Genomic DNA, 5332 nt, shown 5'->3' with positions numbered 1-5332 from the left:
AGCCGATAGCGGTGACTATGACGGACGCAACGAGGCTACGGTAAAGATGGCGCAGCGCATACGTGAAGCATTGGGCGATGATGTTTACTTGCCGTTCATCTAACCGGCCAGAAACAAAATTTGTTGTAGAATGTATATAGTAACGGGAGGGGTAACACCCTCCCGGAATAAAATTCGGGGGTGCAATGTTATGGCCAGAAGAATAGTTGCGGTGAAGTTGTCAACGATGCGGAACGGGTTTGTAAAAGCCGAGAGCAGCATGGACGGCAAAGAGGCTTATCCAGTGCAGGGGCATGACGAGAAGGAAGCCCTGGCATACGTGAGGATGTGTTGGAAGGAACGTGGATATAAGAGCGTTGAGTTGCAGATGGGGGGTGCGAAATGACAAGGTATAAAGTGAAATACAAAGGCAAGGATTACATCTCCAGAGGCGAAAACGCAGAAGAGGCATTCGAGAGGTTTGCTAATCGTCAGGTGTTCGGGCAGCAGGCGCTGATCGGCAACTATAGGCTCAAGATGGTGGACGCGGATACGCGCGGAAAGGAGTGGGCATTGTTTAACTGCGGATGGCCGAGCGAAAGCGGATATGAGGTCATGGTGAAATTGGCAGAAGAAGGAGAGTGTGATGCTTGATATAAAGATGGAATCTTACATGAAAAAGATGTATGCCTGGCTTGACGATCAAGCACGCGAGCAGGCGAAGCTTGGATTCAACCGCCTTATAAAGAGTTGTGGCGGTATATCCCGGTTGCACCTGTATTTTAAACCGGCCAATGAGAACACGCCTGGCGAGTTGTTATTGATAGCCGGGGGCGAGAAAATACCTGATGGGTTTATAGCGGCACGAGCGTATATAACGGGAGGGATGACGGAAGACAGGATGCGGTATGTTGTTCGTGAAGCAATGAGCAATTTACCTATACTTCCCAAAGAGTGGTAAGAAAGGCGGGTTGAACGTGGATTACAGCCGAGCGCAGCAGATAGACGATGGCATACTCGTTGACGTATCGGAACACGCAAAGGCCGTGGGTTTTGAATGCCCGGTAGCCTTAACCATCGGGGTATGGCAAAAGTTCATCGAGCCCCACGAAGACGCAGACGCGCGTGTGTGTGGTATCCTATGGAAAGCGGCTCTTGCTTCAGTCGAGATACGATCTGAAGGGATACAAGCCGAGCGTGTCTACTTCCATAACGAAGGGGGCAAGCCTTTGATGTATGTCCAATGTGGACCCGGAGATGACCGAGAGCCGGTAATGACAATTCTATTGCCCGATGAAGATTGTTGAAAGGACGTGAAATATGTATAACGATAGGTGGATAAAGATTCTTGATTCGGATAGCAAAAAAGATATTTACATCAACTTGTACCGGATGGAAAGTATAGAACGGCACGGAGATACAGCAATTCTCTTCCGAGGAAATAACACGTCTATGGTAACTTTCAATTCAGAGGAAGAGAGAGAAACGGCGTTGTTCCTTATCGAAAGAGAAAATATCGTTGACGTAAAAACTATACCTATAATACCGGCATTTAAGAAGGAGGACAACGACAATGATTAAAAGCGATCTGCACATAGCAATGGACAAGAGGGATATTTACAATAAAGCCGAAAAGTTCTTTGACGATATAAAAGATGAAATTATAGAGGAATGTAAATACCTTCTAATGTCCGCGGTGATACCTCCTGATGCCAGTGATATTACAGTACGGTCACTTGTAAGGGTAGCGACTTCAAGGGTAGCGTTAAATTCCTCCGACAGAGCCGATATCACAGAACAGGCAATGTATCGTATGAATCTTTTCTATGTCCCGGAGCGTAAGTCGTGACCGGGGAATATCTGCAGGCTGTGTCAGAGCGGCTAAATGTTATCGGCGAATGCGTTTCGCGGTATATAAGGCATACTGAATACTTTGCCGACAAACATAAAACGGGGATGATAAACGAAGCTTGCTCGGCATTCCTCGAAGAAATTAGAGGGATAAATAACGATCTGGAAAGCTTGAGAAAGCAAGCCTGGCGAATGCAGCAGTATAAGATATACAACGATGAAGAAGACCCTTTAATAAGGTTTAATTCATGCCTGGCTATGCGTAGATTTGAATTGGATACCGTCAAGAAAGGGACGGTGAAAACATATCGTAGGTTAGCTGTAACCCTGATACAGAAGAGGTTAAATTTCGCTCTTGCTTCTGTCCTGTGATAAAATAGAGAAAGATAATTAAGGGAGGCGTTTTATTATGTGGTGTCCCGATTGCCAAGAGTATTACCGTGACAAGAATAGCGTTAAGGCAAAGAAGTGTCCTGAAGGGCATCAGCTATACCCCGATTTTGAAGATGATTTCTATGTCAATGAAATTACGAGCAAGGCAACAGCCCATGGTGCGTTGCAGTATTTCGAGGCTAATGTATCGACGTGGTATGAAGAAGAGACACAGCATAGCGGTAAGGCCGAGGCAGATAGGGTACGTGACCTTCTATGGAGCCGTATCATCAAGAAGTGCCTGGAATACGGTGTGCCTTTACCGGCCAATGTGAAGGCGATAGCCAAGAGGCTGGGTATAGCGGTAGAATAAAGGGCGCAATGTGAAAGGGAGTGAGGGAGAAATCCTTCGCTCCCTTTTTTTATTGGTTTGACCATAGTGATACCATGACAGTAAGGGGGAAGTGTCTATGCGAACGAGCGGCGTTATCGAGCTTGTTGAGTTTATAGTTGGTGAAGACTTACACAAGTCAATGAGTAACTTCCAGCGATTAATGAGGCATAAAGTTCCCCTGGAACCTGAAGAACGAGCAGAGGTAATGCGTAAGGGCGCAATATGGCATTTAGGGAAGAACGGCGCACCGAGCCCGGCAGTGTGGAAGAGCGTTAATCCTGATACCGGAGAAATCACCTATGTGTGTCATACACACCGAGCATATAACACAGCTAAGACCCTGAAGGGTGCCATAGGAAGGTTTCATAGGTTCATAAAGTCAACGGCGTGAGGGTAGGATGGAGAACATAATGTGTCCTGGATGCGGGCGATGTGTTATGGAAGAGAAGAACGGAGCTATCGTGCTGCGCTCGCGTCTTCTTTATATCAATCCTGTCTATAAAAAGGCATACGCCCGGTGTCGATGCAAAACGGATATACAGGTTCCGATAGGTATCGTTAAGCCTCCGGAAACAACAAGATTGGTGATTAAAAAGCCAAGCCCTTGACAGGGCATGATATACTCAAGAAAAAGAAGAATGATTTTAGGAGTCTAAGGCTCGCGGAACAGGTTAAACCCTGTTTCTCGGGCCTTTTTGCATTCAGGGGCGAAAATGATGGATGAAATCTTAAAACCTGTTATCGGACCTGACGGAGCCTTTCAGTTTGGCGGCGAGTTGATTAAGTCGGTAGGCGCTAAAAAGGATGGCCGTTGGATTTTTGAAGGTATCGCCGCTGATGAAAACATAGTGGACCTTCAAAATGAGGTCGTAATGACAACCGGCAAGGCGTTCGTGGATGGCCTGTCCTTCTTTAAGTCTTGGGGAAAATTCAACTACGATCATAGGGAAGGGCCGGAGAACCTTATAGGAGAGCCCATAGACGCCCAGGTGTTGGAAGATGGGCGCTTTTGGGTCAAGGGGTGGCTTTATAAGGGCGTAGAGAGAGCACGGCATATATGGAACCTCTTGGAGAGTGATGCGAAGCTTGGCTTCTCCGTTCAAGGTTCGATCTTGGGAAGAGGCAAGGTTTACGTCAAGAGCCTTAATAAAGAGGTCAATGCGGTCACGAAGAGCTTTATCCGCAAAGTAGCGATAACCGAGCAGCCGGTCAACGGGTCTACTTGGTGTTCGCTGGCCAAGTCCTTGTTCGGTAGCGATGAAATGCTGAAGGGATTGACTACGGAAACAGGCGCAATGCTAATACCGGAAGACCTTGAGAAGGACGAAAAATACATCGATCTTCCGAGGACAAGACAGGCGCTTATTTCGATACATTCATCACTTGATGGCTTGCATCCCGACGATGCAAAGAGGTTACTTGAATTCGTCGGTTCAAATGCGGAGCGGCTGGCGGCAATAACGCTGGGCGCTAAAAAACAAAGAGGGGAGGGTTGAACAATGGCAAAAGAGAGAAAGGAAGAGACTTCCGAGGACTTAATGAAAAGCTTGGAAGAGCAGCTTGAAGACCTTGAAGAGCTTTCCAAGGCCGGAGCTTCCGCCGAAGAGGAGGAAGACGAGACGAAGGAAGACTTGACCAAGGAGGACGAGGAGGACGAGGAAGAGGACGAGAAGGATGAGAAGATGGACAAGTCCTTCCGCAACGTCTTCGAGCCGAGCGAGGAGCTTCAGGAGGCGATGGATGTTTCCCCGCTTCTAAGGGAGATGGTGGAACTCAACAAGTCGCTGGTCAAAGGCCAGAATATCCTTGCCAAGAGATTGGAGAGGATAGAGGCCGGGCAGGGCGTCATCGCTAAGTCGATGTTCGTCAATGGCAAGCTGATGAAGAGCGTTCACGGCAGCGTGGAAGTTCTGGAAAGCCTGCCGAAGCCTCGCAAGAGCGTTGTTGTGGCTCCGCTGGATAAGTCCTTCGGTGGCGGTGACGACAAGGACAAGGGAAGTAAAGATGGCCTAGTCAGAGTCACCAATCCCAGCGAGAAGTTTCGCATCGCCGATAACCTGGCCAAGGCCGTATGTGACAATATGGTGCCGATGGAAAAGGTTACGAAGTTCGAGCGCGACGGCATTATCTCGTCTGCTCTTATAAAGAGCCTGGACGAGAAGTACGGAAGATAAGGAACAGAAAGGAGGTAAAAAAGATATGGAAATGGATTGGAAAGTCAACGGAGAAGGCGCTTTCGGCGATAGCTCCGCACTGGAAGACTTGCACAAGGCGTTAGGCACCGCAGGTACCGGCGATCTGGGAACTACCTTTGCAGACGGCACCGCCCTTCGGGTGGAGTCGTTGGAAGGCACCCTGAAGGTCGTAACCTATAAGGCCAAGGCGCTGAAGCTGTGGAATATGCTGGCCAAAAAGCCCGCTTATAACACGGTAGAGCAGTACAACATACTTGACAGCTACGGCGGTGCAGGAAATGCGTTCTTCGAGGAAGGCGGCGTTGCCCCTGCCGAGGATAGCACCTATACCCGTAAAACGGGAGAGGTCAAGTTCATGGGCGTTCTGCGCGAGGTCACTCACGCGATGACGCTGGTAACTCCGGCTCATGGAAACGTTCAGGACATGCAGGCTGCGGAGGGAACCTTGTGGCTTATTCGTAAGCTCAATGAGGCTCTTTATTATGCCAATGATACCTATAACCCGCTGGCGTTTAAGGGTATCAGACAGCAGATCGTCGAT

At 48.5% G+C, this 5332-nt stretch carries 11 protein-coding genes; all 11 read left to right on the top strand.

Annotation, left to right across the window (positions count from 1 at the left end):
• Positions 1–190: 190 nt before the first annotated feature.
• On the top strand, positions 191–385 hold the full coding sequence (locus tag PHS46_08545) for a hypothetical protein (protein ID MDD3906551.1): 195 nt from the start codon (positions 191–193) through the stop codon (positions 383–385).
• Positions 382–633, top strand: a complete 252-nt coding sequence (locus tag PHS46_08540) for a hypothetical protein (GenBank protein MDD3906550.1) — start codon at positions 382–384, stop codon at positions 631–633. Before PHS46_08545 ends, PHS46_08540 begins: the two co-directional genes overlap by 4 nt.
• Entirely contained in the window at positions 626–940 is a 315-nt protein-coding gene (locus PHS46_08535; GenBank protein ID MDD3906549.1) for a hypothetical protein, read from the top strand. Before PHS46_08540 ends, PHS46_08535 begins: the two co-directional genes overlap by 8 nt.
• A gap of 491 nt (positions 941–1431) precedes the next feature.
• Positions 1432–1560 carry a hypothetical protein gene (locus PHS46_08530; GenBank protein MDD3906548.1) on the top strand — a complete coding sequence of 43 codons (129 nt, stop codon included), beginning with the start codon at positions 1432–1434 and terminating at the stop codon, positions 1558–1560.
• The gene (locus PHS46_08525; protein ID MDD3906547.1) at positions 1553–1828 is read left to right on the top strand and encodes a hypothetical protein; all 276 of its coding nucleotides are present in this window, start codon (positions 1553–1555) and stop codon (positions 1826–1828) included. Before PHS46_08530 ends, PHS46_08525 begins: the two co-directional genes overlap by 8 nt.
• Positions 1825–2202 carry a hypothetical protein gene (locus PHS46_08520; protein MDD3906546.1) on the top strand — a complete coding sequence of 126 codons (378 nt, stop codon included), beginning with the start codon at positions 1825–1827 and terminating at the stop codon, positions 2200–2202. Before PHS46_08525 ends, PHS46_08520 begins: the two co-directional genes overlap by 4 nt.
• Positions 2203–2239: 37 nt before the next feature.
• Positions 2240–2575, top strand: a complete 336-nt coding sequence (locus PHS46_08515; protein MDD3906545.1) for a hypothetical protein — start codon at positions 2240–2242, stop codon at positions 2573–2575.
• 97 nt (positions 2576–2672) lie between these two features.
• Positions 2673–2987, top strand: a complete 315-nt coding sequence (locus tag PHS46_08510; GenBank protein ID MDD3906544.1) for a hypothetical protein — start codon at positions 2673–2675, stop codon at positions 2985–2987.
• Between the two features lie 322 nt (positions 2988–3309).
• Positions 3310–4092 carry a hypothetical protein gene (locus PHS46_08505; protein ID MDD3906543.1) on the top strand — a complete coding sequence of 261 codons (783 nt, stop codon included), beginning with the start codon at positions 3310–3312 and terminating at the stop codon, positions 4090–4092.
• A 3-nt stretch (positions 4093–4095) separates the two neighbouring features.
• Entirely contained in the window at positions 4096–4770 is a 675-nt protein-coding gene (locus tag PHS46_08500) for a hypothetical protein (GenBank protein MDD3906542.1), read from the top strand.
• A 25-nt stretch (positions 4771–4795) separates the two neighbouring features.
• The coding region (locus tag PHS46_08495) for a hypothetical protein (GenBank protein MDD3906541.1) at positions 4796–5332 on the top strand (537 nt) is incomplete at its 3' end.

The sequence above is a fragment of the Candidatus Omnitrophota bacterium genome (assembly GCA_028699255.1).
Taxonomy (GTDB): Bacteria; Omnitrophota; Gorgyraeia; order 2-01-FULL-45-10; family 2-01-FULL-45-10; genus FEN-1322.
Note: the sequence above shows the minus strand (reverse complement) of the source record. Positions and strands in the feature narration are given on the sequence as shown.

Coding starts and splice junctions, on each gene's coding strand:
- PHS46_08545 (MDD3906551.1), top strand. CDS start 191: ATGGCCAGAAGAATAGTTGCGGTGAAGTTGTCAACGATGCGGAACGGG.
- PHS46_08540 (MDD3906550.1), top strand. CDS start 382: ATGACAAGGTATAAAGTGAAATACAAAGGCAAGGATTACATCTCCAGA.
- PHS46_08535 (MDD3906549.1), top strand. CDS start 626: ATGCTTGATATAAAGATGGAATCTTACATGAAAAAGATGTATGCCTGG.
- PHS46_08530 (MDD3906548.1), top strand. CDS start 1,432: ATGGTAACTTTCAATTCAGAGGAAGAGAGAGAAACGGCGTTGTTCCTT.
- PHS46_08525 (MDD3906547.1), top strand. CDS start 1,553: ATGATTAAAAGCGATCTGCACATAGCAATGGACAAGAGGGATATTTAC.
- PHS46_08515 (MDD3906545.1), top strand. CDS start 2,240: ATGTGGTGTCCCGATTGCCAAGAGTATTACCGTGACAAGAATAGCGTT.
- PHS46_08510 (MDD3906544.1), top strand. CDS start 2,673: ATGCGAACGAGCGGCGTTATCGAGCTTGTTGAGTTTATAGTTGGTGAA.
- PHS46_08505 (MDD3906543.1), top strand. CDS start 3,310: ATGATGGATGAAATCTTAAAACCTGTTATCGGACCTGACGGAGCCTTT.
- PHS46_08500 (MDD3906542.1), top strand. CDS start 4,096: ATGGCAAAAGAGAGAAAGGAAGAGACTTCCGAGGACTTAATGAAAAGC.